Genomic DNA, 26,801 nt, shown 5'->3' with positions numbered 1-26,801 from the left:
ACGCTGTTCGTAGTTTGGCACAGATCTCTGGGGGGATCCATGTTCGCGTGGTGGGGGCGGGCGGTGGTCCGGTTCCGCTGGCTCGTGCTGGCGGCCGCGGCGGTGCTGGTGCTGGTCGGCGCGGCGTGGGGCACAGGGGTGTTCGGGGCGCTGACCGGCGGGGGCTTCGATGACCCGAAGTCCGAGTCGACTCAGTTCCGTGACCGCACGATCGCCGAGCTCGGCAGCCAGGACATCGACGTGCTGGTGCTCTACTCCGACCCGGCCGCGACCGTCGACGATCCCGGCTTCCGCGACCCGGTGACCGCGACGCTGGCCAGGGTCCGGGCGCTGCCCGAGGTCGCGACCGTGACCAGCTTCTACGACACGCAGTCGCCGGCATTGGTCTCGGTCGACCGGCATGCCACCTACGCGATGGTCCAGCTCAAGGCGATTGATCCCGACGGAAAGACCAGCGCGTACGAGGCGATCGAGCCGGCGTTGACCGCCCCGGGCATCACTACGGAGACGGGCGGCACGGTCCCGTTCCTCCACGAAGCCAACAAGCAGACGAGCGAAGACCTGGCACGCGCGGAGATGTTCTCGCTCCCCGTCCTGCTGGTCCTGCTCATCCTGATCTTCGGTGGCCTGGCCGCCGCGGCCACGCCCCTGATGATCGGTGGCATCGCGATCCTCGGCTCGCTGGTCGTGGTGCGGCTGATCAACATGATCACCGACGTGTCCGTCTTCGCGGTCAACATCATCACGTTGATCGGGCTGGGCATGGCGGTCGACTATGCGCTGTTCATCGTCAGCCGGTTCCGCGAGGAGCTCACCGCCGGTCACGAGCCGCCTGCGGCGATCGCGCGGACGATGGCCACCGCCGGCCGCACGGTCCTGGTCTCCGGGCTGACCATCGCGCTCGCGCTCGCCAGCCTGCTGATCTTCCCGCAGTCGTTCCTGCGCTCGATGGGCTTCGGCGGCCTGGCTGCCGTGCTGGTCGCGATGCTGGCCGCTCTGACAACGCTGCCGGCACTGCTGGCCGTGCTCGGCCACCGGATCAACGCGCTGCGCATCCCGCTGCCCTGGCCGCGCGGGCCGGAACACACCGGCGGCGACGGCGCCTGGGCTCGGATCGCCCGAAGCGTGATGCGCCGACCCATCGTGTACGCGGCCGGCGTCATCGTGATCCTCGCCGTGCTCGCGTCGCCGGTGCTGCGGATCGGCTTCGGTGGCTTCGACGAGCGCGTGCTGCCGCCGGGCTCCGAGCCTCGGGTGGTGTCCGACGCGATCAGTGCCAACTTCGCGGGTGGCACGGTCGGGCCCGTCGAGGTGCTGGTCTCCGGTGGTGGTCAGGCCGAGGCGCAGCGGCTGGCCTCGACCGTGACCGGCCTGCCCGACGTGACCGGGGCACAGGTGACGGCGTCGGAGGGGGCGTCGTCACTGCTCACGGTGACCTACAAGGGCGAGTCGACCGGCGACGCGGCACAGGAGATCGTGCGGGCGATCCGCGACCTACCGGCGCCCGAAGGCGTCGACATCCTGGTCGGTGGCCGCACGGCGGCCGACATCGACCTGATCGACAGCCTCGTGGCGCACCTGCCGTGGATGGCATTGATCATGGCGTCGGCGACACTGATCCTGCTTTTCCTGGCGTTCGGGTCGATCGTGCTGCCGATCAAGGCGGTCCTGATGAACCTGGTCTCGATCGGCGCCTCGTTCGGCGTGGTCGTCTGGGTCTTCCAGGACGGGCACTTCGCCGACTTCCTCGGCTTCACGCCGACGGGCTTCATCGAACCAAGCAACCCGATCCTGATGCTGGCCGTCCTGTTCGGACTGGCGACCGACTACGAGGTCTTCCTGCTGTCCCGGGTACGCGAGGAGTGGGACCGCACCGGCGACAACACGGCGTCGGTGGCGTCAGGCCTCCAACACACCGGCCGGATCATCACGGCCGCCGCCTTGCTGCTGACCGTGGTCGTAGCGGGCTTCGCCAGCGGCGGCATCGCCTTCATCAAGCTGATCGGCGTCGGCATGATCGTGGCCATCATTGTCGACGCGACCCTGGTGCGACTACTTCTCGTGCCGGCGACGATGCGACTACTCGGCCGCTGGAACTGGTGGGCGCCGGGACCATTGGGCGCGGTCTACCGCCGGTTCGGCATCCGTGAGCTCGACCCGCACCCGGACGCCGCGGCCAAGGAAGAGGCCCTGGCCGGAAGCGGCCGCTCGCGCTGAGCCGCACCGCGGTGGTCCGGCCATGGCGCCCAGGCCACCGGCGGACGACGCCATGGATCGGGTCCGGGCTGGCGGTGTCGGGCTGGCGGGCGTCAGGTCGTGTGGGTTCGAGGCGGCGTCCCGCCTGGCCGCAGCGTGCGCCGTGTCTCGGGCGCGATGCTGCTGGGTGGTAAGGCCACCCGGGGGCGGCGCGAGGCCGTTGGGCGGTCCCTGACCGGCGCCCGGGCGATGCCGTCGGAGCGCGCTGGAGGCGCACAGCAGCACGGCCGATACGTCAGGCGACGTCCCCGGATCGAGCGCGACCTGTCACGTGGTGCTGGCAACGGGAGCCGCGGCGGCGCGGCGCTCTGCGAGGGCCTTGCTGAGGGCGAGCGTCCCCGAATACCCAGCCAGCACGATGACGTGGAACAGGTAGAGCCAGAGCAACACCGCGACCACAGCTCCGACGGCGTCGAAGCCGCCGAAGGGAATGCCGAGGTCCAGCGGAAAGGAGGTGAACAGGACGAACCCATGCAGGAAGCCCGACAGGTTGGCGGCCGTGAACGACGCGACCAGGCAGGTCGGGCGCCAGTCGGGGCGGCCTGGGCCGACGATGCGGTACACCCAGATCAGCACCGGCGTCAGGACCAGCCAGACGGCCAGGAACGACAGGATCACTCCCAGCGCTACCGACCAACCTCCGCGGCGGACCAGGCCCGTCGTGTACGGGAGGCTGGCGATCGTGGCCAGCACCAGGGCAGGGGCCGGCGCGAGCAACGGGAGCAACAGCAGACGGCCGCGCCAGCCGACGAGGCGCTCGGCGCCCGGCTCCGCCACCGAGACGAACGCCCGGCGTAGGCCCTCGCCGTAGAACGACGCCGGCAGCACGGCCGCCAGCGCCAGCAGCGGTGTCAGCGTCAGGCCCGCCTCGACCAGTGCGGCGGCCGCGCGGTTCGCGCCGATCGACGCCGGCAACGTGTCAGTGGCGTACGCGGTCAGCCGGCGCACCCGGTCCGCACCCGCCACCAGGCCGGTGAGCCACAAGGCGAGCAGCGAGACCGGCACGATCGCGATCGCGGCGTAGAAGGTGATCGCCGCGGCATGCAGCGACAGGTCACGGCCGCGAAGGGGCGCGAACGCGGCACGCAGCACCCTTCGTATGCCCTCGACCATGCCCTCACTTTCCCCGGAAGGGCGCTCGACACTCCTTAGCATTCCCGGGCATGACGGTCTTCGAGACGGATCGCCTGATCGTTCGGCAGTGGACGGAGAGCGACGCCGACGTCGCCCGGGTCTTCGACATGTTGTCCCGTTGGGAGGTCGCCCGCTGGCTCGGCCCGCGGCCGCGGGTGCTCGAAAGCCCCGACGAGGCGCTGGCCGCGATCCGCCGGTGGCGGGACCGGAGCGACGACCTCCACGGAATCTGGGCGGTCGACGTCCGCGACACCGGCACCACCGCCGGCTCGGTGCTGGTCGTGCCGCTGCCCGGCGTCGACAACGAGCCGACCGACGACATCGAGGTCGGCTGGCACCTGCACCCGGACTCGTGGGGGCACGGGTACGCGACCGAGTCGGCGCGCGCGGCCATCGACCGGACGTTCGCGGCCGGCCTCGAACAGATCTACGCGGTCATCCGCGAAGGCAACGCGCCCTCGGTCGCGGTCGCCCGCCGGCTCGGCATGGCTCCGATCGGAATCCGGACCACCTGGTACGGCGGTATCGAGCTCGACACGTACCGACTCGCCGCCGCACACGGCTGACCGGGGCATCGGCGGACCGCGGCGCCGATCTACCCTCCTCCGGTGCGCATCGTCATCGTCGCGACCTTGGATACCCGGCGGCCCGTCGCGGCGCTTCGCCACGTGTCCCGGTGGGTGTTCCGAAGCTTCTGGGCCGTGGGACTTCTCGTGCTGGCCGTCGGCCTAGCCGGCATCGTCGCGGTGCGTGGTGGCGACCCCGCGCTCGACGCCGCGGTCATCGTCATCGGCCTACTGCTCCTGGCGGCGCCGAGCATCATGATCGCCTCCGTGCGCCGACAGCACCGCGAGAGCGCCGGAATGACCATCGAGTACGAGCTCGACGACGATGGCCTCCTGCGCCGCTGGGACGGCGGTGAGTCGCACGTGAGCTGGTCGGACCTGGTGCGCGCGGAGATCTTCAAGGACACGCTGCTGCTCTTCGAGACGAGAAACCAGTACATTCCGATCCCGATAGGTGACGTCTCCGCGGCGGACCGGGCCGACCTGACTGACTTCCTCGCGAGCAACCAGCTCTGGACACCGTCTGACCCCGCTCGCCGATAGCGACAACGCGGGGCATCGGGTGCGGTCGATGTCGATCTACCCTCCTGCGGTGAGTGTCGTGATCACCGCCGAGCCGGATCGTCGCAGGACGCGGACGGCCGTCGGATACGTGTGGCGCTGGCGGATCCTCGCTTGCCGCGTCATGGGCTCGATCGTCGTTGTTCTAGGCGCGTTCGTCCTGGTCGTCGATCCGGCCTACTCGCGCGGCTGGCTGGTCGAGGCGTTCGGGCTGTACCTCCTGGTCCACCCCTGGCTCTTCGCCGAGCGGGTCCGCCGGCAGTCCGGGCCGTTCCTCGACCTCAAGATGGAGTACGAGTTCGACGCCCAGGGACTGCACAGCCGCAACGAGCTCAGCGACTCGTCGGCCCAGCACGCCGAGCTGGCCGATCTGCTCCGTGGCCGCGGATTGCTGCCGGGTTCGCTCGCCACCCTGTGGACAACTTCGGACCCCGCACCGCGATAGGAGAGAATGGCCGGGTGACCCAAGCAAACCGGACCGAGCCGCGCGAGATCGTTCTGCTTGGCAGCACGGGTTCGATCGGCACTCAGGCGGTTGACATCGTGCGCCGCAATCCAGAGCGGTTCCGGGTGGTGGCGCTCGGTGCCGGCGGTGGCAACGTCGGGTTGCTCGCCGCTCAGGCTCTGGAGCTCGGCGTCGAGGCCGTCGGCGTGGCCAAGGCGTCCACCGCGCAGGACCTTCAGCTCGCCTTCTACGCGGAGGCGGCCAAGAAGGGCTACGCGACCGGCGACTTCCGCATTCCCAAGATCCTGGCCGGTCCCACCGCGATGGCCGAGCTGGCGGAATGGCCGGCCGATCTGGTGCTCAACGGCGTGGTGGGCTCGCTCGGGCTCGCGCCGACGCTGGCCGCGCTGCGCGCCGGCCGCACCCTCGCGCTCGCCAACAAGGAGTCCCTGATCGCCGGCGGCAGCCTGGTCAAGGCCGCCGTGACGCGGCCCGGGCAGATCGTCCCGGTCGACTCCGAGCACTCCGCGCTGGCCCAGTGCCTGCGGTCCGGCGCCGATCGCGAGGTGCACAAGCTGGTGCTCACCGCCAGCGGTGGCCCGTTCCGCGGTCGCCGCCGCGACGAGCTGACCGGGGTCACGCCCGACGAAGCCCTTGCCCATCCCACCTGGAACATGGGGCCGGTGGTCACGATCAACTCGGCGACCATGGTCAACAAGGGGCTCGAGGTGATCGAGGCGCACGAGCTCTTCGACGTCGACTACGACCACATCCAGGTCGTCGTGCACCCGCAGTCGGTGATCCACTCCATGGTGGAGTTCGTCGACGGCTCGACGATCGCGCAGGCCAGCCCGCCCGACATGCGGTTGCCGATCTCGCTGGGCCTCGGGTGGCCCGACCGGGTCACGGATGCGGCGAGGCCGGTCGACTGGACCACGGCGCACACCTGGACGTTCGAACCGCTCGACGACGCGGCGTTCCCGGCGGTCGAGCTCGCCAAGCAGGCTGGCCGGACGGGGCGGTGCCGACCGGCGATCTACAACGCGGCCAACGAAGAGTGTGTGGCCGCCTTCACGGAGGGGCGTTTGCCCTTCCTCGGCATAGTGGACACCGTGGAGCAAGTCCTCACGGCCGCACCCGACTTCGCCGAACCAGGTACCGTCGATGACGTGCTCGCCGCGGAAACCTGGGCCCGGAGGCAGGCGCGGGATCTGATCGGGTCAGCGGTGAGGGGAGCTTAATGTATCTGATCGGTGTGGCGCTTTTCGCCCTTGTCATCCTGATATCGGTCAGTTTGCACGAAGCCGGGCACATGCTCACCGCCAAGGCCTTCGGCATGAAGGTGACCAAATACTTCGTCGGCTTCGGGCCGACGTTGTGGTCGTTCAAGCGTGGCGAGACCGAATACGGGCTCAAGGGCATCCCGCTCGGCGGCTTCTGCAAGATCGTCGGCATGACGCCGCAGGACGACGACGTCGACCCGGCCGACGAGCCCCGCGCGATGTGGCGGTTCCCGCTGTGGAAGCGCACCGTCGTGATGAGCGCCGGCTCGGTCACCCACTTCCTCCTGGCGATCGTCACCCTCTGGCTCGCCGCGATGTTCATCGGCCTGCCGAACCCCGCGTTGGCCCAACCGCAGCCGGCGTACGTCAAGGTCACCGACTGCGTGATCGTCGGCGCGACCGCCAACCGTGACTGCATCCCCGGCGACCCGGCGAGCCCCGCCAAGCAGGCCGGTCTCCAGGACGACGACAAGATCACCGCCATCAACGGCGTGCCGGTGGCGACCTACAACGACCTGGTCAACGAGATCCGCAAGCTCCCGGCGGGTTCCCAGGCGACGATCAACTACCAGCGTGGCGGCGCCGACCAGCAGGTCAACGTCAACCTCGCCTCGGTGCAGCGGCCCCCGGTCGACAACCCCGAAGGCCCGGTCAGCGCGGTGAGCGCCCTCGGCGTGCAGGGGCCGATCCCGCCGCCGGGCGTGCCGATCATGGTCAAGTACAACGCGATCGACGCCGTGCCCGCGACCGCCGACTACACCGGCAACCTCGCGGTCGGCACCGTGCAGTCGCTCCAGCGGATCCCGGAGAAGATCCCCGCCCTCTGGGACGCGGTCACCGGTGAGCCCCGCGACGCCGACACGCCGATCAGCGTCGTCGGTGCCAGCCGGCTCGGTGGCGAGGCCGTCGAACACAGCGCATGGGAGATCTTTGTCCTGCTGTTCGTCTCGTTGAACTTCTTCATTGGTGTGTTCAACCTGCTGCCGCTGCTACCCCTTGACGGCGGCCACATCGCGATCTCGTGGTTCGAGCGGGCCAGGTCGTGGGTCGCCGCCCGGCTCGGCAAGCCCGATCCAGGGCGCGTCGACTACTACAAGCTCATGCCCGTTACGTACGTCGTTATCCTGATAGGTGGGGCTTTTACCCTGCTGACGATCACTGCTGACATCATCAACCCCATCACGCTCTTCTAGAACCCGCGCACAACCGTTCCGAGGTGAGTGTTCCCGTGACCGCGATCAGTCTCGGCATGCCGGCCGTTCCGCCCCCGCCGCTGGCCCCGCGCCGGCAGAGCCGCCAGATCCAGGTGGGCTCGGTGGCGGTGGGCGGTGGTGCCCCGGTGTCGGTGCAGTCGATGACGACCACGCTGACGGCCGACGTCAACGCGACGCTGCAGCAGATCGCCGAGCTCACGGCGTCCGGCTGCCAGATCGTCCGCGTGGCGGTGCCGTCGCAGGACGACGTGGAGGCGCTGCCCGCGATCGCGAAGAAGTCGCAGATCCCGGTCATCGCTGACATCCACTTCCAGCCGAGGTACGTGTTCGCGGCGATCGACGCCGGCTGCGCGGCCGTCCGGGTCAACCCGGGCAACATCCGGCAGTTCGACGACAAGGTCAAGGAGATCGCCGTCGCCGCCTCCGGCGCCGGGGTGCCGATCCGGATCGGCGTCAACGCCGGTTCGCTCGACAAGCGGCTCCTCCAGAAATACGGCAAGGCGACGGCCGAAGCGCTGGTCGAGTCGGCCCTGTGGGAGTGCTCGCTGTTCGAGGAGCACGGCTTCCGCGACATCAAGATCTCGGTGAAGCACAACGACCCGGTCGTGATGATCCGTGCGTACCGGCAGCTGGCCGAGCAGTGCGACTACCCGCTGCACCTCGGCGTGACCGAGGCCGGCCCGGCCTTCCAGGGCACGATCAAGTCGGCGGTCGCCTTCGGCGCGCTGCTGGCCGAGGGTATCGGCGACACCATCCGGGTGTCGCTGTCCGCGCCGCCGGTCGAAGAGGTCAAGGTCGGCCAACAGATCCTCGAGTCGCTGGGCCTGCGGGAGCGCGGCCTGGAGATCGTCTCCTGCCCGTCGTGCGGTCGGGCCCAGGTCGACGTCTACAAGCTGGCCGAAGAGGTCACCGCCGGGCTCGAAGGCCTGCCGGTGCCGCTGCGGGTCGCCGTCATGGGCTGCGTCGTCAACGGTCCAGGGGAGGCCCGCGAGGCCGACCTCGGCGTGGCGTCCGGCAACGGCAAGGGCCAGATCTTCGTCAAGGGCCAGGTCATCAAGACGGTGCCCGAGGGCCAGATCGTCGAGACCCTGATCGCCGAGGCCGTGCGCCTGGCCGAGGAGATGGGCGCCGAGCTGCCGGAAGAGCTACGCGAGCTCGCGATCGGCCCGACGGTCACGGTCCACTAGACGGTTTCCAGAGGGTCAACATCTGGATCATGACTCGGGTTCGCGGTGGTGCGGACCGTTCCTCCCGCGAGGGACCGCTCCGCTCGCCGGCCCCGCGTCGGGTCATGGTCAGAGCGAACGCCCAAGAACGACGGAAAGGCTCCACGAGATCAGATCTCGTGGAGCCTTTCGCGTGCGCCGTCACCGGGTCTCGGGGTCTTCGGCCAGGATCGCGTAGAGCTTGCGGCGCGCCTCGTCGAGTACCTCGGCCGCGCGGGTGCGCTGGTCGTCGTTGCCTGTGCGGAGCACCTGGCGAAGCGCGTTCATCGTGCCCATCGCCGCTTCGCGGATGTCCTGCCAGCTGTTGACCGCGCCGGCGGCCTCGAAGGCGCTCCAGGGCGCCTGGGCGGCGGCCTCGGTAGCCTCGGCCTGACCGGCCTCCGTGAGGGCGAAGCTCTTGCGACCGCCCTCGCTGGTGCTGGCGATCAGGCCCTCGTCCTCCAGCAGTTGGAGCGTGGGGTAGACCGAGCCCGGGCTCGGCCGCCACATGCCGCCGGTGCGCTGCTCGAGCTCCTGGATCATCTCGTAACCGTGCATCGGCCGCTCGGTGAGCAGCGCGAGCAGTGCGGCCCGCACGTTGGGTCGGCGCCCGCCCCGACCGCCGCGTCCGCGGCCACCCGGGCCTCCGCCGAAGCCGCCACCGCCGAAGCCGCCGCCACCCCAGCCGAAGCCACCGAAGTCGCCTCCCGGGAAGCCGTGCCCGCGCATCCGTGCGTCATGGCCACCGTGATGGCCGCGATGAAGATTTTCTCGTTGGAACCTCATTGGTCGTCCTCCGATCTGTTGTCGATACGTTGACGATATATCGGCAATGCATCGGCGACAACACGCCGTGACCTGGGTCACATCAATAGACGATGATCAAGGGCCAAAACCGGGGGAAGCCGTTCGCACCGCGATCTGGCACCCTTGAGAACGTGTTGATGGTGCCCGTCCGGCAGCTCGGTGAGACCGAGCGAGGAGCGGTCGAGCGCTTGCTGGACACCGATCCCTACGGCGCGGCCCAGGTGGCCGAGCGCGTCGCCGCGCGCGGACTCGCCTGGTGGCGGGCCGACGGGCGAGTCTTCGGCTACGGGTCGCGCCGGCACGTCGAGGCGCTCTGCTGGCTGGGCGGCCACCTCACCCCCGTCCACGCCGGACCCGGCGCGGTGGCCGCGTTCGCCGAGCGCCTGGCCGCCGAGGACCGGACGTGCTCGTCGATCGTCGGACGGGCCGACGCCGTCCTCGGCCTCTGGGACCGCCTCTCCGACCACTGGGGACCGGCCCGTGACGTCCGACCGCACCAGCCGCTGTTGATGGCCGACGCGATGCCGGACCTGAGCATCGACAAGTCCGTCCGGGTCGTCCGCACCGACGAGACCGACCAGCTCTTTCCGGCCGCGGTGGCGATGTACACCGAGGAGGTCGGCGTCTCGCCGATGCTCGACGACGGCGGCGTCGGCTACCGCCGGCGCGTGGCCGACCTGGTCAGGGCCCGTCGCGCGTACGCCCGCGTCGTCGACGGTGAAGTGGTCTTCAAGGCGGAGCTCGCGGTCGTCACCAAGCAGACCGCGCAGATCCAGGGCGTGTGGGTCGCGCCGAACTGGCGCGGCAAGGGGCTCGCCGCGCCGGCCCTCGCCGCGGTGATGCGGGACGCGCTGCGCCGCGTCGCCCCGACGGTCAGCCTCTACGTCAACGACTACAACGAGCCGGCCCGCCGGGCGTACGCCCGCTGTGGTTTCCGTCCCGTCGGCGAGTTCGCGACTGTGCTCTTCTGACCGAGGACTCCCACATGCTGAGATGCCTCGGCTAATCTCCGAATGCCGGAATCGGCCCGCCATTTACGCTAAGTGACGAAGACGACACCAAACGTCACTGGAGGTCCCTCGGTGGGCAGGATCGAGAAGCAAGTCTCCGAGGGCACGGTCAAGTACTACTGGTACCCGGGCGACAAGCGGGAATGGAAGCGTGCCGCCATCTCCGTCGGGATCGGACTGGGTGCGTTCCTGGTGCTCTACATGATGACCCGCGACCTGCTGCCCGCCGTCGTCGGCGGCACCTCGGTCACCGCGGCCGTCTCAGGCGTCAACTTCGGTCGCCGGGACGCGCGCGCCCTCAGCAGCTTCCCCACCCTCACCGGACGCTCCGCGCGCATCGCCGCGGTCGCGCAGACCGGCCGGGCGGCCTGGCGCGGTCTCGTGCACGGGCTCGGAGGCGCGACGGCCGCCGTGCTGATCCTCAACCTCCCGCACACCGGCATCATCGCCGACTGGGTCCTGCCCGTCGTGCCCGCTGTGGTCGGCGCCCTCGCGCACCAGGCCGGCATGCTGGCGGAGCAGTTGCCGTCAACGAAGCCAGCGGCCGCATCGGCCCCACCGGTCGCGGCCACCGAGGGGGCAAAATAGGAGGAGCACCGCACGGCCGCACGGAAGAAGTATGCTCGGGCGCGACCATGAGCCCAGCGGCATCGAACGAAGGCGGACGATGGAACAGTCGAGGGCGCTACCGACGGAGGTCGATCTCAGCCGGCCGAGCGCAGCCCGGGTCTACGACTACTTTCTGGGCGGCGCGCACAACTTCGAGATCGACCGGCAGCTCGCCGAGCAGATCGCGGCGATGACCCCGAACCTGGCCGACACCATGCGCGCCGGCCGGGCGTTCCTGCGCCGCGCGGTCGCCGAGCTCACCCGCCTCGGCATCGACCAGTTCCTCGACATCGGCTCCGGCATCCCGACCGTCGGCAACGTGCACGAGGTGGCCCAGGGCATCAACCCCGAGGCCCGCATCGTGTACGTGGACATCGACCCGGTCGCCGTCGCGCACAGCCGCTCCATTTTGGAGGACAACCCGCGCACCGCCGTCATCCAGGCCGATGTGCGGGACCCCGCGCACATCCTGGCCGAGGCGCGCGGGACCGGCCTGCTCGACTTCACCGAGCCCGTGGGCGTGCTGCTGGCCGGCGTCGTCCACTTCGTACCCGACAGTGACGATCCTGACCGCCTCATGGCCGCGCTGCGCGACGCCGTCCCGCCGGGCAGCTACCTGGTCATCTCGCACTCGACCTACGAGGACCAGCCGCAGGAGATGCTCGACGCGCAGAAGCTGTCGGCGCGCACCGCCACCGAGATCACGCTGCGGTCCAAGGCCCAGGTCTCCGCTTTCTTCGGCGATTTCGAGCTGCTCGAGCCCGGCATCGTCCACATGCCACTGTGGCGTCCGGACTCGCCCGGCGACGTCGACGACCACCCCGAGCGGTTCGGCGCGTTCGGTGGGGTCGGCCGAAAGCCGGCCGCGGGCTGACAATGGCACTCTCCGCTCCGGAGATCAGCACCTCGGGCGCGCGGCGTTATGCCGGGCGATGGACGCATGCCGTCGCCCGGCGGGCGTTCGTGCCGATGTCCGGCGAACAGGTCGAAGAGCTGCTGACCGGCCACGCCGTGCGGCTCGCGCAGGCCTTGGCCGCCAAGGAGTTCAGCGCTGACCCGGCCCGCGAGGTCGGTCAGGCGCTGGTCGAGGCCAACCTGACCGAGCCCGGCACGCTCGGCTGGTCGCTGCGCGCGCTCGACGAGCACCTGGTCGACGACGTGGTGCCAGGCCTGGAGCTGCCGGACCTAGCGGCGCGGCTCACCGAGTTGCAGGCCGCGCTGGCGGAGGGCTTCGCCTGGGCGTTGCGTGACCGCACGTTCGCGCAGCAGGAGCGGATCAGCCGGTCGGCCTGGGAAGCGCGCGACGAGGCCGAGCAGGCATTGCGCGACAGCGAGGCCCGCTTCCGCGCGGTGTTCACCGGGGCCGCGATCGGCATCGGCATCGCCGACCTGACCGGTCGGATCCTCGACGTCAACCAGTCCTTCGCGGACATGCTCGGCTACTCGCGCGACGAGCTGCGGGAGATCAACGTCAGCGACCTCTTCCACGCCGAGGACGCCCCTGGGATCTGGCAGCTCTACGAAGACCTGATCGAGGGCAAACGCGAGGGGGTACGGCTCGAGAAGCGCTACTTCCGCAAGGACGGCAGCGAGCTCTGGACCGACCTCACGGTCACGCTGATCCGGCACGACGACGGGCGGCCCCGGTTCACGGTGGCGATGGTCCAGGACATCACGGAGCGGTACGCGTTGCAGCAACGGCTGCGCTTCCAGGCGCTGCACGACCCGCTGACCGGGCTGCCCAACCGCACGCTCTTCTTCGAGCGGCTCGAAGCGGTGCTGGAGGACAGGCGACACGACCGTCGGGTCGGCGTCTGTTTCCTCGACCTCGACGGTTTCAAGGCCATCAATGACACCCTCGGCCACGACGTCGGCGACCAGTTGCTCATCGTGGTGGCCCGCCGGCTGGCCGAGGCGGTCGCCGGCGCCGGCCACCTCGTGGCCCGGATGGGCGGTGACGAGTTCGTCATCCTCGTCGCCGACGTCGACCAGGACGGCACGGCGGTCGAGGTGGCCGAGTCGGCGCTGCGGGCCGTCGCCGAGCCTGTCTACATCGGAGCCAACCAGCTGGCCGTCTCCGCGAGCGTGGGCATCGTCGACCGGTTCGTCGCCGAAGGCACCGCCACCGACCTGATGAAGGCCGCTGACACCACGCTGTACTGGGCCAAGGCGGAAGGCGGCCGCGGTCGCTGGGCGCGCTACGACCCGGAGCGCGCGGCCCGCGAGGCGACCAGCACCGCGCTGGCGGCGGCCCTGCCGTCCGCGCTGGCCCGAGACGAGTTCGTCGTCGAATACCAGCCGATCGTCTCGCTCGGCAACGGCGGGATGCGCGCGGTGGAGGCGCTGATCCGCTGGCAGCATCCGACGCTCGGGCTGCTCTCGCCCGACCAGTTCATCGGGCTGGCAGAGGAGACCGGTCTGATCATCCGGCTCGGCCAGTGGGTGCTGGAGCGGTCGTGCGCCGAGGCCGGCCGGTGGCACAAGGAGTTCCCGCGTGCCCGGCTGATGGTCAGCGTCAACCTGTCGGCCCGCCAGGTCAGCGATCCCGAGATCGTCGACCAGGTGGCCGGCGCGCTGCGCGACAGCGGCCTGCCTCCGGACCTGCTCCAGCTCGAACTGACCGAGAGCGCCGTGATGGCGACCGGGGGCGAGCCGGTGCGGGCGCTGCGGCGGCTGGCCAGCACCGGCGTACGCCTGGCCATCGACGATTTCGGCACCGGTTACTCGAATCTCGCGTACCTGCGTCAGCTTCCGATCCACACCCTCAAGCTCGCCGGCCCGTTCGTCGACGGGATGCGGGCGCACGACCCGGCGAGCGTGGTCGCCGAGCGGATCGTCGACGCGCTGGTGCGGCTCGCGCACGCGCTCGGGCTGTCGGTGACCGCGGAGTCGGTGGAGACGCTGGAGCAGGTGGAACGGTTGACGGCACTGGGGTGCGACAGCGGGCAGGGCCGGCATTTCGGCACGCCTGCCGCACCCGCGGCGATCACGGAGTTGCTGCGTTCGGCGGAGATGCCGGGCGGCGTTATCTGACGGGCAGGCGGGCACGCGTTGGTGTGCGCGCCCGCCCGCCGCCTCGCGCCGGTGCGATGAGAGAGGTAAATCGCACCGGTGCGTTCGCGCGTTCCGAGTGCGCGGTGTCTTCGGGGCCCCTCTTGACCTGAGACCAATGATGGGGTACGGGGCTCGGCGCGGCAACGGAATTGTCGGAGGGGACCGGCATGATGTCCCCCGTGACCCTCCTCGCCGACATCGACTTCCGCCGTTACTGGCTGTCCCGCATGGTGTCGGTCACCGGCTCGCTCGTCACCTACGTCGTGCTGCCGGTGCTGATCTACTCGGTGACCGGGTCGAGCCTCTGGACCGCGCTGGTCGTCGTGGCCGAGGGCCTGCCCTACCTGTGTTTCGGCCTGTTCGCCGGCGCGCTCGCCGACCGGCTCGACCGGCGGCGGGTGATGGTCACCGCCGACCTGGTCAACGCGGTCGTGCTGGGGTCGATTCCGGCCGCATTCGCGTTCGGCGTGCTGACGGCGCCACACGTGCTGGTCGCCTCGTTCCTGACCCAGATCTTCTTCGTCTTCTTCGACGCGGCCAACTTCGGCGCCCTGCCGGCGTTGGTCGGGCGCGCCCGCATCGCTGCCGCCAACTCGGCCGTGCACGGCGGCAGCACGGTGCTGGAGCTCATCGTGCCGGGCGTGGCCGGCGTGCTGCTGACCCTGATCGCACCAGCGCCGCTGCTGGTGGTCGACGCGATCTCGTTCGTGGTGTCGGCGCTGCTGGTGCGGGCGATCGCGGCCCCGCTGCAGATCGGGGTGACCAGCCCGTCTCCGGGCCTGTTCCGCGACATCCGCGAGGGCGTCGTGTTCCTGAGCCGGCAGCCCATCGTGCGCACGCAGACCATCGTGGGCTGCCTGCAGTCGATGACCGGCGGGGCGTTCATGGGTCAGTTCGTGCCCTGGCTCGACCAGACGCTTGGGGTCCGGCCGACCAACGACGCCCGGCTGGGCGTCCTCTATGGAGTCTGGGGTGCCGGCGGCATCGTCGCGGCCCTGATCTTCCCGCGCCTGGCCCGCCGGATGGGTGAGCCGCGGGTCACGTTGTGGTTCCTGCCTTTGTCGGCGCTGTTCGGCCTGGCGTGCGGTCTGGCAACCAGCTGGGTGGCGGCGGCGGTGCTGCTGGCCCTGTGGGCGATCGTCTATTCAGTGGTCATCCTGACGGCGATCACCCTGCGCCAGCGCGTCACGCCGGACCGACTACAGAGCCGGGTCAACACGGCCGGCCGGATGCTGTCGTTCGGGGTGGGCTGGCCCGTCGGAGCACTCATCGGCGGAGTCGTCTCGGACCTGACCAGTCCACGGACGGCGATCATCACCATGGCGGCGATGAGTGGTCTCGGGGTGATCGTCGCTTGGATGTCGCCACTGCGGCGGCTGGCGGGCGAGCCGATCCCGGACGCCGAGGAGCCGAGCCTGACTGCGGAAGCTGTCGCTGTTGACCGGGAGCGGGAGGAGACGGATCGGGTTGGAGCTTAGGCGCCCTTGACGGCGACACGCGGCGGCTTCGGACGCCCGCGGGGGTCGCGGCCACCGCTGCGGTGATGGCGGTGCGGGTCGTAAGCGCGGATAGAGATCGAGGCCAGGAGCCTGCCTCGTCGAGCCGCGGTGCCGGTTCGTGATCTTCCTGGCCGCGGCGTCCGGCGCTCAGGACCCCAGCGCGTTCACGTCCGCAGCGGGGGTCCCTGGACCGCTAGGTCGAACACGGTCGGCGGTCGTTCTGAAGCCTGCCCCCGAACCGGCTGCGGCTCAGCCTCACCGACGGCTGGTCGCGGGCTGTCCATCCTCGCGAACCCGTCCAGGGCATCAGCCGCGGATGCGGGTGTTCTGCGGGTCGTACAACGGCTCTCTGGCGACCGTGGCGGTCTGCCATTCGCCGAACATGCCTACCTCGACTGGCGCGCCCTCTTCGACCGTTGCCGGCAGGTAGGCGTAGGCGATCGACGCCTCCACGCGGTAGCCGTAGCCGCCTGAGGTGACTCGGCCTACCGGAACACCGGCTACCCGGACCGGTTCCGTTCCCAGGCAGACCTGGGACGGGTCGGCCATGACCAGGCAGCGTAGGCGGCGCTCCGGAGTCGTCGCCCGGAGTGCGGCGCTGCCCAGGAAGCCCTTGTCCTTGCGGACCGCGAACGACAACCCCGCCTCGTACGGCGTCGTCTCGGGGGTGATGTCCGAGCCCCAGACGCGGTAGCCCTTCTCCAGCCGCATCGACTCGATCGCGCGGTAGCCCGCCGGTCGCAATCCGAGCGGCACCCCGGAGGAGACCAGGAGGTCCCACAGCGTCAGGACGTACTCGGTGCCGACGTAGAGCTCCCAGCCGAACTCCCCGACGAAGGTCACCCGTTGGGCCAGCACCGGCACCGGGCCGAGGGTCACCCGGCTCGCTCGCATGAAGCGGGCGTCGAGATCGCCGTCTACCAGCGGCGCGACGATCTCCCGGGCCGCCGGACCCCATAGGCACAGGCAGCCGTACGCTCCCGTGACGTCGTCGATCACCACGTCGGACGGGGCGTGGCGGCGGAGCCAGGCGGCGTCGCGTACACCCGAGGCCGTGCTGGTCACCACGCGGAAGTGGTCTTCGGCCAGGCGCGTCACCGTCAGGTCGGCCTCGATGCCCGCGCGGGCATTGAGCAACTGGGTGTAGGCGGCGCCCAATTCCGGGCGGTCGACGTCGTTGGCGCACATCCATTGCAGGAACTTCGCCGCGCCGGCCCCTCGGACGTCGAGTTTCGCGAACGACGACTGGTCGAACAGACCCGCCGCCGACTCGGTGGCCCGGCACTCGGCGGCAATAGCGCGCGACCAGGTGCGGCCGGCCCAACCAGCGGGGCGCGCCGCCTCAGGGTCGTCGGCCCGCGGTGCGAACCAGTTGACCCGCTCCCAGCCGGCCTTCTCGCCCAGCGACGCCTCACCCGTGCGCGGCCACACGGCCGAGCGGCGCAACGGACGACCGGCGGTCCACTCCGTCTGGGGATAGACGACGTCGTAATAACGGGAGTACGCGTCGAGCGCCTTGGCCGTCGCCCACGAGCGGCTCGCCGCGTGCGCGCCGAACCGGCGAATGTCCATATGCGACACGTCATATTCGGGTTGGCCGTCGACGATCCACTCCGCGAGGACCTTGCCCACGCCGCCGGCGGCGGCCAGGCCGTGTACGCAGAATCCCGCCGCCACCCAGAAACCCCGCACGGCGGTCTCGCCCAGCAGGAACTCGCCGTCCGGGGTGAACGCCTCCGCGCCGTTGACCACCCGGGCGATCGTCGCCGTGCGCAGCGAGGGCACCCGGTGCTGGCCGGCCGCCCACGACTCGGCGAAAAGGTCCAGCTCCGGCGGGAACAACGAACGTGGCGACGCCAGCGGCGGACCGGACGACGGCCAGCACACCGACGGCGTCCGGATGTAGCCGCCGATCAACAGCCCGTCCGGCGTCTCAGCGTCGTCCGAGCCACGGAAGTAGACGATGTGGTCCGGGTCCCGGACCGTCGGCAGCGCGGGCACGTCCGGCAGCGGCAGCGCGGAGCTGACCACGTACTGATGCTTGATCGGCACGACCGGGACCGGGACCCCGGCGAGCCCGCCGACGTGGCCGGCCGCCGCCCCGGCCGCGTTGACCACGATCTCGGTGGCGACCCGGCCCCGCGACGTCCGCACCGCGCGGACCCGGCCGTCGACCACCTCGATCCCCGTCACCGCGGTCCCCGTCGCGAACGTGACGCCCAGCGCACGCGCCCCGGCGGCGAGCGCGCCCGCAAGCTGGTCGGGCCGCAGATAGCCGTCGCCGGGCAACCAGCCGGCCAGCCGCACGTCGGACACGTCGAGCATCGGAAGGCGATCACCCAACACACCGGGGGAGAGCAGCTCCAGCTCCAGCCCGTACGTGGTCGCCGACGACGCCTGCCGCAACAGCTCCTCGACCCGTTCCGGCGTCGTGGCCAAGCGGACACCACCGACGCCCCGCCAGCCGGGGTCGAGCCCGGTGCGGTCGGCGAGCTCCGCGTAGAGGCCCGACGAATACATGATCATGCGCGTTTGGCTGATCGTCGAGCGGAGTTGGCCGACGAAACCCGCCGAGTGCCAGGTGGTGCCCTCGGTCAGCTCGTGCTGCTCGACGACCAGGACGTCTGTCCAACCCAGGCGGGCCAGGTGGTACGCGATGCTGCAGCCCGCGACCCCGCCGCCGACGATCACTACGCGCGCATCAGTCCGCACAGGCGCAGTCCTACCACCAGAAAGGTATGACCAAATCAGCTATCCGGTCAGTGAACTTTTACCGCCGTGAGTATTGACCTCGGTGATCACGGAGGTCAACACTCCCGCCTAAGACACGGCATGCGGAGGCGGGCATGCGGATGGCGGAACGACCCCAGGCGGGCGAGGTGCTGGGCCGTGTGCCGCGCTTCGCGGGGCGGCCCGTGCGCGTCACGCCGGTCGCGGGCGGCCTGTCGCACCACATCTGGCGCGTCGACACCGGCGGGCGCAGTTACCTGCTGCGCGTACTCGATCCGGCGGTGTCCGCCGCTGGTCTCGGTGTACCGCCCGAGCAGGAGATCGAGAACACCTTGCGGGCGGCCGAGAGCGGCGCCGGCGCCCGGGTGATCGAGGTCGTGCCGGACGTACCCGCGCTCGTGCTGGAGTTCCTGCCCGGGCGCACGCTGCACGCCGACGACGTGCGCGACCCCGCGACCATCGCCAAGATCGCGGCCGCCTGCCGGAAGCTGCACGCCGGCCCGCCGTTCGCCAACGACTTCGACATCATCGCCAAACGGCGGGAATTGCTCGACATCTGCGCACGGCACGACCTGCGGGTGCCGGCGGGCTACCACGATCGCGAGTCCGAAGTGGACGCGATCGCCGGAGCGCTGACGCACGTCAGCAAAAAACCGTGCCACAACGACCTCCTCCCCGCGAACTTCATCGACGTGGCCGGCGACGTGCGCATCGTCGACTACCAGCTCTCCGGCAACAACGACCCGGCTTTCGAGCTGGGTGACATAGCGGCCGAGGCCGACTTCGACCCCGACCGGACGGCGGCGCTCACGGCCGCCTACTACGGCACAGAGAGCACGCCCGCGTTGCACGCGCGGGTGCGGCTCAACCTGATCCTGTCCAACGTCACCTGGACGCTCTGGTTCTCCGTGCACCACGGCCTGCTGCGGGCGCCGGACTCGACGTTCGACTACTGGAGCGAAGCGGCCGACAAGTGGTCCCGGGCCGTACACGATCTCGACGCACCTGATCTCGGTCGTCTGATCGACACCGCCGCGGGCCGCACGGCCACCCCGTTATGACCACCTCAGGGAGGTGTTGCAGTGACGACCACGTCGCCCGAGACGGGTGAGCAGCCACTGGACGACGATGCCCAGCGGCTCGCGGAGCTCGGCTACAAGCAGGAACTCAGGCGCAAGTGGAGCGGATTCTCCAACTTCGCCATCTCGTTCTCCATCATCTCGATCCTGGCCGGCTGCTTCACCACCTTCGGCCAGGCCTGGAACAACGGCGGCCCGATCGCGATCTCGTGGGGTTGGCCGCTGATCTCGATCTTCATCCTGATCATCGGCCTCTGCATGTCGGAGCTCGTCTCCGCGTACCCCACCGCCGGCGGCATCTACTGGTGGGCCGCGAAGATGGGCAAGCCGGTGCACGGCTGGTTCACCGGCTGGCTCAACCTGGTCGGCCTGATCGCGGTGACCGCGTCGGTCGACTACGGCTGCGCGACCTTCCTCAACCTGACCCTGTCGGCGCTCTTCGACGGCTGGGCCGGCACGCTCAACCAGGCGTTCCTACTGTTCGTCATCATCCTGGCGCTGCACGGGATCATCAACATCTGGGGCCACGCCATCATCGACGTACTCCAGAACGTCTCGGTCTGGTGGCACGTCGCCGGCGCCGCGGCCGTGGTGCTCATCCTGATCGTCGTGCCGGACAACCACCAGAGCTTCCAGTTCGTCTTCACCGAGCGCTTCAACAACTCCGGGTTCGGCGACGGCGACCACAACGGTCTGATGTTCTGGTTCTTCATCCTGCCGCTCGGGTTCCTGCTGACTCAGTACACGATCACCGGTTTCGACGCCTGCGCCCACGTCTCGGAGGAGACCCGCGGCGCCTCGCACGCGGCGGCCCGCGGTCTCTGGCAGTCGATCTTCTACTCGGCGATCGGTGGCTGGATCCTGCTGCTCGCGTTCCTGTTCGCGGCCACGGACGTCGACGCGATCAACGAGGCCGGCGGCTTCTCGGGCGCCATCTTCGAGACCGCGCTCACCCCGGTGTTCTTCAAGATCGTCATCATCATCTCGACCATTGGTCAGTTCTTCTGCGGCATGAGCTGCGTGACCTCGATGTCGCGGATGACGTACGCGTTCAGCCGTGACCGCGCGGTTCCCGGCTGGCGCCTCTGGTCAAAGGTCAACCGCGACGGCACGCCGGTGTACGCGATCATCGCCGGGACCGTCGCCGGCGGTGTGCTGACGCTGCCGGCGCTGTACCAGTACAACGGCATCCCGGTCGCCTTCTACGCGGTGGTCTCGGTCGCGGTCATCGGCCTGTACCTGGCCTTCCTGATCCCGATCGCGCTGCGCCTGCGCATGGGCGACGCGTTCCAGCCGGGGCCATGGACGCTGGGCAAGCGCTACAAGGTGCTCGGCTGGATCGCGGTGATCGAGATCGCGATCATCTCGATCTACTTCATCCTGCCGTTCACCCCGGCCGCCGTCCCGTTCAGCGACGACTTCACCTGGAGCGCGGTCAACTACGCCCCACTGGCCGTAGGCGGCGTGCTCCTGGCCGTCTGGATCTGGTGGCGCGTGTCGGCACGCCGGTGGTTCACGGGTCCACGCCGTACAGTCGACGAACCGGACACGGCCAGCACGCCAACACCCTGACCCTCGGGGGTTTCGGCTCTCCCGCGACCGGCACCCCGCCGGTCGCGGGGGAGAGGCCACATCCATTTGGGGGTACGCACGATGCCCACCGACGCGGTCCGCAAGCCGCCCCGGCGCCCACGCCCGACCAAGGCCACTCCGGCCACCGTCGCCGCGCCCGCCGACGGCCTACCGGATGCCACCGCGACGTCGTCGGGCTCGCGCAAGCTGGTCCTGCCGGCGGACAGCGGGGCGGCGTCGGCCACGGCAGTGGCGGATTCGGCTCACTCCCGATTCCCGACTGCCGCGGAGTCGCAGGGACCGGCGACCAGGCGCAGGGGAAAGCCGGCGGCAGCCACGGACGAAGGCCCCGTTGTGCGGCGGCGGTCCGCTCGACCCGCGGGCACACTGACGATGTCGGCAGGCGAGTCCGGCGCGGAGGTCCCGGCCATCGTGAAGCAACGGCGGCCGAGTGATCCCGACGCCGCGACCCTGAAGACTGCCGCGCCGCCGGTCAGACGCGGAGAAGATCCGGCGCCGACCGTGACCGGCGTGCCGCTGTGGCGGCCCGTCCGGGGTGGCAACGCTTTCGAGATCACCGTGTCGCGGTTGGCGCAGGCGATCCGGCTCGGTCTGGTCGCGGCCGGCGACCGGTTGCCCGCCGAGCGGGAGCTCGCCGAGCGCCTCCAGGTCAGCCGGGTCACGCTCAGGGAGGCGATCCGCGCCCTGCGCGAGGCCGGCTTCCTCGAGTCACGCCGCGGCCGCACCGGCGGCACCTTCGTGGTCGCCCCCGTGACCGACGATGTCGACAAGGGACGGAGGGCCGCCGCCCCGAAGGCGAAGGGCGCCGCCGAGCTCGCCCGGCAGATGGGCGACACCCTGCACGACGCGCTCGACTTCCGACGGGTGCTCGAGCCCGGTGCGGCCGGTCTCGCCGCCACCCGCACCCTGACCGCACCCGAGCGCCAACAGCTCGTCGCCTGCCTCACCGCCTCCCGCGACCGCGACCCGGCCACCCGGCGCGTCGCCGACTCCCGGCTGCACCTGGCCATCGCCGCCGCGTGCGGCAGCCCGTCGCTGGCCGCCGCCGTGGCCGACGTGCAGCTCGCGCTCGACCGGCTGCTGGCCGCGATCCCGGTCATCAAGAAGAACCTGGACCACTCGGACCGGCAACATACCCGGGTCGTGGACGCGATTCTTGCCGGCGACGCGGCCAGTGCACGGGCGACGATGGAGGAGCACTGCGATGCGACCGCGGTGTTGCTGCGGGGCTTGCTCGGGTGATTGACGACCCAATGGTTTGCGAGTAGACCTTTTGGAACGGCTGATGGAGGCGCGAGGATGACCCGACAACCGGCGTTCACGCTCGAAGAGCTCGCCGTGGCGGTCGACGGCGGTGAGATCGACACCGTCGCCCTCGCCCTCACCGACATGGAAGGCCGCCTGCAGGGCAAACGGCTGCACGGCCGGTTCTTCCTCGACGAGGTCACCGAGGCCGGCGCCGAGGGGTGCAACTACCTGCTGGCCGTCGACGTCGACATGAACACCGTCGACGGCTACGCGATGTCGAGCTGGGACCGCGGCTACGGCGACTTCGCGATGGTGCCCGACCTGAGCACCCTGCGCCGGGTGCCGTGGCAGCCGGGCACCGCGCTCCTCCTGGCCGACCTGGCCTGGCTCGACGGCTCCGGCGACGTCACGGCGAGCCCACGGCAGATCCTGCGCCGGCAGCTCGAGAAGCTGGCGGCCCACGACCTCACCGCGTACGCCGGCACCGAGCTCGAGTTCGTCCTCTACAAGGACTCCTACGAGGACGCCTGGCAGCGGGGCTACCGCGACCTGAACCCGGCCAACCAGTACAACGTCGACTACTCGCTGCTCGGCACCGCCCGCGTCGAGCCGTTGCTGCGCCGCATCCGCAACGAGATGGCCGGCGCCGGTCTGGTGCCGGAGAGCGCCAAGGGCGAGTGCAACCTGGGCCAGCACGAGATCGCCTTCCGCTACGCCGACGCGCTGACCTGCGCCGACCACCACGTCATCTACAAGAACGGTGCCAAGGAGATCGCCGCCCAGGAGGGCATGTCGATCACCTTCATGGCCAAGCCCAACGCGCGGGAGGGCAACTCCTGCCACATCCACTTCTCGCTGCGCGGGCCGGACGACACGTCGGCGATGCTGGGCGACGGACCGGCGCACCTGTCGAAGACGGGCGAGCACGCGCTGGCCGGACTGCTGGCCACGATGCGCGAGTTCAGCGTGCTCTTCGCCCCGAACATCAACTCCTACAAGCGCTACCAGCCGGGCTCGTTCGCGCCGACGGCACTGCGCTGGGGCAGCGACAACCGCACCTGCGCGCTGCGGGTGGTCGGGCACGGCCAGGGCATGCGCGTCGAGAACCGGGTGCCGGGCGCCGACGTCAACCCCTACCTGGCGATCGCGGCCCTGGTCGCCGGCACCGTCCACGGCATCGAGAACGAGCTGCCCCTGGAGCCCGAGTTCACCGGCAACGCGTACGGCGACGACACGTCCCCCAGGGTGCCGAGCACGCTGCGCGAGGCGGCGGCGCTCTGGGAGGGCTCCGAGATCGCCCGGGCCGCGTTCGGTGACGACGTCGTCGACCACTACGCCAACCGTGCCCGGGTCGAGCTGGCCGCATTCGACGCGGCGGTCACCGACTGGGAGCTGTTCCGCGGCTTCGAACGCCTGTAAAGGGAGAACCACCGTGACCGACCTGGTCAATCCGGCCACCGGACTGGCGATCGAGACCGTGCCGGCGAGCAGCCTGCACGACACCGACGCCGCTATCGAGCGCGCCCACGCGGCGTTCCCGAGATGGCGGGCCATGGCGCCGGCCGACCGCGCCCGGCTGCTGCGCCGGTTCGCGGCCACCGTCGACGCGCACATCGAGGAACTGGCCGAGCTCGAGGTGCGCAACTCCGGGCACACCATCGGCAACGCCCGCTGGGAGGCCGGCAACGTCCGTGACGTGCTCGACTACTACGCGGGCGCGCCCGAGCGGCTGATGGGCCGGCAGATCCCGGTCGCCGGCGGGCTCGACGTGACCTTCCACGAGCCGCTCGGCGTGGTCGGCGTGATCGTGCCGTGGAACTTCCCGATGCCGATCGCCGGCTGGGGCTTCGCGCCGGCGCTGGCTGCCGGCAACACCGTGGTGCTCAAACCGGCCGAGGTGACTCCGTTGACCGCGCTGCGGCTGGCCGAGCTGGCCTTGCGTGCCGGGCTGCCAGAGGGCGTGTTCACCGTGGTCCCCGGGCGCGGATCGCTGGTGGGGGAGCGGTTCGTGACCCACCCGGCGGTACGCAAGGTCTGCTTCACCGGCTCGACCGACGTCGGGAAGCGGATCATGCGGGGCTGTGCCGACCAGGTCAAGCGGGTGACGCTGGAGCTGGGCGGCAAGAGCGCCAACATCGTGTTCGCCGACGCCGACCTGGAGAAGGCGGCTGCGGGGGCACCGGCCGCGGTCTTCGACAACGCTGGCCAGGACTGCTGCGCGCGGTCGAGGATCCTGGTGCAACGCCAGGCGTACGACCGTTTCCTGGAGCTGTTGGAACCCGCGGTGCGGGCCTTCCGCGTGGAGGACCCGGCGTTGGAGACCGCCCAGATGGGTCCGCTGATCACCGAGGCGCAACGGGAGACGGTCGCGTCTTATGTGGATGATCAGGCGCGGGTGGCCTTCACGGGCAACGCTCCGGAGGGACCCGGCTTCTGGTACGCGCCGACGGTGCTGCTCGCCGACTCGCCCGAGGACCGGCACTGGCGCGAGGAGATCTTCGGCCCCGTCGTCTCGGTGCTGCCGTTCGACGACGAGGCCGACGCGATCCGGCTGGCCAATGACACGGAATATGGTCTGTCCGGCTCGATCTGGACCCGCGACGCCGGTCGGGCGATCCGGGTGGCGCGTGGCGTCGAGACCGGCAACCTGTCGGTGAACTCGAACTCCTCGGTCCGCTACTCGACCCCGTTCGGCGGCATGAAGCAGTCCGGCCTCGGCCGCGAGCTCGGTCCCGACGCGTTGCTCTCCTTCACCGACGTCAAGAACGTCTTCCTCGCGACCGATTGAGAGGTTCGATGAACAGGCTCCAAGACCGGGTGGCCGTGATCACCGGTGCCGGCAGCGGCATCGGGCTGGCCACCGCCCGGCGGTTCGCCGCCGAGGGCGCCAAGGTGGTCTGCGTCGACGTCGGCGCCGCGGCCGGCAAGGCGGCGGCCGACGAGGTGGGCGGGGAGTTCGTGCTCTGCGACGTGTCCGACGAGGACGGTGTCCGCGAGCTGTTCGACGGCGTCGCCGAAAGGTACGGGCGGGTCGATATCGCGTTCAACAACGCCGGAATCTCGCCGCCCGACGACGACTCCATCCTGGAAACCGGACTCGACGCATGGGAACGGGTCATCCGGGTCAATACCACCAGCGTCTATCTCTGCTGCAAGTACGCGATCCCGCACATGCGCCGGCAGGGCAAGGGCTCGATCATCAACACCGCGTCGTTCGTGGCCCTCATGGGCGCCGCAACCTCGCAGATCGCCTATACCGCCAGCAAGGGCGGAGTCCTCGCGATGACCCGTGAGCTGGGTGTCCAGTTCGCCCGGGAGGGCATCCGGGTCAACGCGCTGTGCCCTGGGCCGATCGCGACGCCGCTGCTCCTGGAGCTGTTCGCCGCGGACCCGGAGCGCGCCGCGCGACGGCTGGTGCACGTGCCGATGGGACGGTTCGGTGCGCCGGAAGAGATCGCAGCGGCGGTCGCGTTCCTGGCCAGCGACGACGCCTCCTTCATGACGGCGGCCCAATTCGTCGTCGACGGCGGAATTACCGGGGCATACGTCACACCTCTGTAGTCGTCGTTTGTCGATCGGGTCGCCGGGTAGCAAAGTATTGGGGAGGAGGTTCTCAACGACCGTGCGACCAATCGTCGGAATCACGTCCTATGTAGAACCCGCGTCCTGGGGTGTATGGATCGACCAGGACGCGGCGCTGATCAGAAAGTCCTACGTCGATGCGGTGACCGCAGCCGGCGCGAGGGCGGTGATACTTCCCCCGGATGACACCGACGCTGACGTACTCCGCGCCCTCGACGCACTGATCATTGCCGGGGGCGCGGATCTTGGGCCCGACCTCTACGGCGAGGAGCCAGGCCCGCTCACCGACAGCCGCCCCGACCGCGATCGGGGCGAGTCTCTGCTGCTCCAGGCGGCGCTGCGGACCGACCTGCCGGTGCTCGGCATCTGCCGGGGCATGCAACTGCTCGCGGTGACCTGCGGCGGCAAGCTCCACCAGCACCTGCCGGACGTGGTCGGCTCGGACAAGCACCGCCCCGGCCCGGGCGTCTACGGCTGGCACGGCATCCGCCTGTCTCCGGGCTCACTGGCCGCGGAGGTAGCCGGCGACGGCCCAGAGGGCGACGGCCGCGTAGAGGTCAACACCTACCACCACCAGGGCGTAGCCGACCCAGGCTCGCTAACAGTCACAGCCTGGGCGGACGACGGCGTAGTGGAAGCGGTCGAAGACCCTGCCAAGCCCTTCGTCCTGGGCGTCCAATGGCACCCGGAAGAAGCCGGCGAACGCCGCATCTTCGAATCCCTGGTAGACGCGGCCCGCACCACCTAACCGCACAACACCAACCCGCCACCCACCCCCGCATGAACACGCGACGCGGGGGTGGCGTTGGTTTGTGTGCCGCGGGCCTGGCTCGAAGCGCCAGCGAGTTTCTCCGGCGGGAGCAACGGTCCGGACCACCGCGGACCCGGGACCGCGATCTTTCGCCCTTGAGCTTTTGGGCTGTGAT

General features: G+C 70.1%; 22 protein-coding genes. 19 read left to right on the top strand and 3 right to left on the bottom strand.

Translation table 11 applies throughout. The annotated features are described in order from the left end of the window. Window positions 1–39: 39 nt before the first annotated feature. Window positions 40–2,217 carry an MMPL family transporter gene (locus tag AB0J88_RS19910; RefSeq protein ID WP_364342115.1) on the top strand — a complete coding sequence of 726 codons (2,178 nt, stop codon included), beginning with the start codon at window positions 40–42 and terminating at the stop codon, window positions 2,215–2,217. Window positions 2,218–2,523: 306 nt separating this feature from the next. On the opposite strand, the gene AB0J88_RS19905 is transcribed toward AB0J88_RS19910, so the two are convergent. Next, window positions 2,524–3,369, bottom strand: coding sequence for a YhjD/YihY/BrkB family envelope integrity protein (locus tag AB0J88_RS19905; protein ID WP_364342118.1), 846 nt, complete (start codon window positions 3,367–3,369; stop codon window positions 2,524–2,526). A 50-nt stretch (window positions 3,370–3,419) separates the two neighbouring features. Here AB0J88_RS19905 and AB0J88_RS19900 point away from each other — a divergent pair, with 50 nt between their 5' ends. The 6 genes from AB0J88_RS19900 to ispG are packed head-to-tail and all read left to right on the top strand — an operon-like array spanning window position 3,420 to window position 8,646. Beyond that, entirely contained in the window at window positions 3,420–3,956 is a 537-nt protein-coding gene (locus AB0J88_RS19900; RefSeq protein ID WP_364342121.1) for a GNAT family N-acetyltransferase, read from the top strand. A 42-nt stretch (window positions 3,957–3,998) separates the two neighbouring features. Continuing rightward, entirely contained in the window at window positions 3,999–4,499 is a 501-nt protein-coding gene (locus AB0J88_RS19895; protein ID WP_364342124.1) for a YcxB family protein, read from the top strand. Between the two features lie 49 nt (window positions 4,500–4,548). Then, window positions 4,549–4,962, top strand: a complete 414-nt coding sequence (locus AB0J88_RS19890) for a hypothetical protein (protein ID WP_364342127.1) — start codon at window positions 4,549–4,551, stop codon at window positions 4,960–4,962. Between the two features lie 47 nt (window positions 4,963–5,009). Next, window positions 5,010–6,203, top strand: coding sequence for a 1-deoxy-D-xylulose-5-phosphate reductoisomerase (dxr, locus tag AB0J88_RS19885; protein WP_364344495.1), 1,194 nt, complete (start codon window positions 5,010–5,012; stop codon window positions 6,201–6,203). Then, window positions 6,203–7,438, top strand: coding sequence for a site-2 protease family protein (locus tag AB0J88_RS19880; protein WP_364342129.1), 1,236 nt, complete (start codon window positions 6,203–6,205; stop codon window positions 7,436–7,438). The genes dxr and AB0J88_RS19880 overlap by 1 nt, the downstream gene beginning before the upstream one ends. Window positions 7,439–7,473: 35 nt before the next feature. Beyond that, complete coding sequence (gene ispG, locus AB0J88_RS19875) at window positions 7,474–8,646, top strand: flavodoxin-dependent (E)-4-hydroxy-3-methylbut-2-enyl-diphosphate synthase (RefSeq protein WP_364344498.1); 1,173 nt, start codon at window positions 7,474–7,476, stop codon at window positions 8,644–8,646. A gap of 180 nt (window positions 8,647–8,826) precedes the next feature. Here ispG and AB0J88_RS19870 read toward each other — a convergent pair whose 3' ends face one another. Further along, window positions 8,827–9,393, bottom strand: coding sequence for a PadR family transcriptional regulator (locus AB0J88_RS19870; protein WP_364342132.1), 567 nt, complete (start codon window positions 9,391–9,393; stop codon window positions 8,827–8,829). A gap of 209 nt (window positions 9,394–9,602) precedes the next feature. On the opposite strand from AB0J88_RS19870, the gene AB0J88_RS19865 reads away from it, so the two are divergent. From AB0J88_RS19865 to AB0J88_RS19845, 5 genes are all read left to right on the top strand, one after another. Beyond that, window positions 9,603–10,442, top strand: coding sequence for a GNAT family N-acetyltransferase (locus AB0J88_RS19865; RefSeq protein WP_364342135.1), 840 nt, complete (start codon window positions 9,603–9,605; stop codon window positions 10,440–10,442). Window positions 10,443–10,553: 111 nt separating this feature from the next. Further along, window positions 10,554–11,069, top strand: a complete 516-nt coding sequence (locus AB0J88_RS19860; protein ID WP_364342138.1) for a hypothetical protein — start codon at window positions 10,554–10,556, stop codon at window positions 11,067–11,069. A 79-nt stretch (window positions 11,070–11,148) separates the two neighbouring features. Continuing rightward, window positions 11,149–11,964 carry an SAM-dependent methyltransferase gene (locus AB0J88_RS19855; protein WP_364342141.1) on the top strand — a complete coding sequence of 272 codons (816 nt, stop codon included), beginning with the start codon at window positions 11,149–11,151 and terminating at the stop codon, window positions 11,962–11,964. A 2-nt stretch (window positions 11,965–11,966) separates the two neighbouring features. Then, window positions 11,967–14,123: an EAL domain-containing protein gene (locus AB0J88_RS19850; protein ID WP_364342144.1), complete on the top strand. Its 2,157-nt coding sequence runs from the start codon at window positions 11,967–11,969 to the stop codon at window positions 14,121–14,123. Window positions 14,124–14,323: 200 nt separating this feature from the next. Continuing rightward, complete coding sequence (locus AB0J88_RS19845; RefSeq protein ID WP_364342147.1) at window positions 14,324–15,622, top strand: MFS transporter; 1,299 nt, start codon at window positions 14,324–14,326, stop codon at window positions 15,620–15,622. A gap of 327 nt (window positions 15,623–15,949) precedes the next feature. Here the strand turns inward: AB0J88_RS19845 and AB0J88_RS19840 are convergent, their stop codons facing one another. Continuing rightward, a complete protein-coding gene (locus AB0J88_RS19840; RefSeq protein WP_364342150.1) occupies window positions 15,950–18,355 on the bottom strand; it encodes an FAD-dependent oxidoreductase in 2,406 nt (801 codons plus the stop codon). Window positions 18,356–18,489: 134 nt separating this feature from the next. Here AB0J88_RS19840 and AB0J88_RS19835 point away from each other — a divergent pair, with 134 nt between their 5' ends. The 7 genes from AB0J88_RS19835 to AB0J88_RS19805 all read left to right on the top strand — a co-directional run bounded on the left by AB0J88_RS19835 (window position 18,490) and on the right by AB0J88_RS19805 (window position 26,623). Next, window positions 18,490–19,434, top strand: coding sequence for a choline/ethanolamine kinase family protein (locus AB0J88_RS19835; RefSeq protein ID WP_364342153.1), 945 nt, complete (start codon window positions 18,490–18,492; stop codon window positions 19,432–19,434). 21 nt (window positions 19,435–19,455) lie between these two features. After that, a complete protein-coding gene (locus AB0J88_RS19830) occupies window positions 19,456–21,024 on the top strand; it encodes an amino acid permease (protein ID WP_364342156.1) in 1,569 nt (522 codons plus the stop codon). Between the two features lie 531 nt (window positions 21,025–21,555). Beyond that, window positions 21,556–22,287: an FCD domain-containing protein gene (locus AB0J88_RS19825; protein ID WP_364342159.1), complete on the top strand. Its 732-nt coding sequence runs from the start codon at window positions 21,556–21,558 to the stop codon at window positions 22,285–22,287. 57 nt (window positions 22,288–22,344) lie between these two features. Beyond that, window positions 22,345–23,712 carry a glutamine synthetase family protein gene (locus AB0J88_RS19820; protein ID WP_364342162.1) on the top strand — a complete coding sequence of 456 codons (1,368 nt, stop codon included), beginning with the start codon at window positions 22,345–22,347 and terminating at the stop codon, window positions 23,710–23,712. A 13-nt stretch (window positions 23,713–23,725) separates the two neighbouring features. Next, complete coding sequence (locus tag AB0J88_RS19815) at window positions 23,726–25,081, top strand: aldehyde dehydrogenase family protein (protein WP_364342165.1); 1,356 nt, start codon at window positions 23,726–23,728, stop codon at window positions 25,079–25,081. An 8-nt stretch (window positions 25,082–25,089) separates the two neighbouring features. Then, entirely contained in the window at window positions 25,090–25,854 is a 765-nt protein-coding gene (locus tag AB0J88_RS19810) for a 3-oxoacyl-ACP reductase (RefSeq protein ID WP_364342168.1), read from the top strand. A gap of 61 nt (window positions 25,855–25,915) precedes the next feature. Next, a complete protein-coding gene (locus tag AB0J88_RS19805) occupies window positions 25,916–26,623 on the top strand; it encodes a gamma-glutamyl-gamma-aminobutyrate hydrolase family protein (RefSeq protein ID WP_364342171.1) in 708 nt (235 codons plus the stop codon). The last annotated feature ends 178 nt before the right edge of the window (window positions 26,624–26,801 follow it).

Source organism: Asanoa sp. NPDC049475, assembly GCF_040676915.1.
Taxonomy (GTDB): Bacteria; Actinomycetota; Actinomycetes; order Mycobacteriales; family Micromonosporaceae; genus Asanoa.
This window is presented reverse-complemented; position numbering and strand designations above follow the sequence as displayed.

What these genes read in the sequence shown, in the direction of transcription:
- AB0J88_RS19810 (WP_364342168.1), top strand. Translation starts at nt 25,090, where the DNA reads ATGAACAGGCTCCAAGACCGGGTGGCCGTGATCACCGGTGCCGGCAGC.
- AB0J88_RS19850 (WP_364342144.1), top strand. Translation starts at nt 11,967, where the DNA reads ATGGCACTCTCCGCTCCGGAGATCAGCACCTCGGGCGCGCGGCGTTAT.
- AB0J88_RS19820 (WP_364342162.1), top strand. Translation starts at nt 22,345, where the DNA reads ATGACCCGACAACCGGCGTTCACGCTCGAAGAGCTCGCCGTGGCGGTC.
- AB0J88_RS19870 (WP_364342132.1), bottom strand. Translation starts at nt 9,393, where the DNA reads ATGCGCGGGCACGGCTTCCCGGGAGGCGACTTCGGTGGCTTCGGCTGG.
- AB0J88_RS19900 (WP_364342121.1), top strand. Translation starts at nt 3,420, where the DNA reads ATGACGGTCTTCGAGACGGATCGCCTGATCGTTCGGCAGTGGACGGAG.
- AB0J88_RS19880 (WP_364342129.1), top strand. Translation starts at nt 6,203, where the DNA reads ATGTATCTGATCGGTGTGGCGCTTTTCGCCCTTGTCATCCTGATATCG.
- AB0J88_RS19855 (WP_364342141.1), top strand. Translation starts at nt 11,149, where the DNA reads ATGGAACAGTCGAGGGCGCTACCGACGGAGGTCGATCTCAGCCGGCCG.
- AB0J88_RS19910 (WP_364342115.1), top strand. Translation starts at nt 40, where the DNA reads ATGTTCGCGTGGTGGGGGCGGGCGGTGGTCCGGTTCCGCTGGCTCGTG.
- AB0J88_RS19905 (WP_364342118.1), bottom strand. Translation starts at nt 3,369, where the DNA reads ATGGTCGAGGGCATACGAAGGGTGCTGCGTGCCGCGTTCGCGCCCCTT.
- AB0J88_RS19835 (WP_364342153.1), top strand. Translation starts at nt 18,490, where the DNA reads ATGCGGATGGCGGAACGACCCCAGGCGGGCGAGGTGCTGGGCCGTGTG.